Raw genomic sequence first — 278 nt, forward strand, 5'->3', positions numbered from 1 at the left:
ATCGGCCTGGTGCACGTCGACCCCGGCCTGGTAGAGGATGAGGTCGGGGCGGTAGAGGCGCAGCGCCAGTGACAGCGCCTGGGTCAGGGTCTCGAGGTAGGCGTCGTCCTCCATGCCATTTGGCAGGGCAAAGTCCAGATGGGAGGCGGGCTTGTGGTGGGGGAAGTTGTGCTCGCCATGCAGGGAGAGGGTGATGATGTCCCGGCTCCCCATGCACAGGGCGGCGCTGCCATCCCCTTGATGGACATCGAGATCCACGATCAGCACCTGCTCGCAGC

The 278-nt window shown here is 65.5% G+C and carries 1 pseudogene; it reads right to left on the reverse strand.

The features are described 5' to 3' along the window. A pseudogene (locus tag B4920_RS26165) lies at positions 1 to 267 on the reverse strand (histone deacetylase); the annotation flags it as partial. Positions 268 to 278: the final 11 nt, after the last annotated feature.

This window comes from Zoogloea sp. LCSB751, assembly GCF_002028455.1.
GTDB lineage: Bacteria > Pseudomonadota > Gammaproteobacteria > Burkholderiales > Rhodocyclaceae > Zoogloea.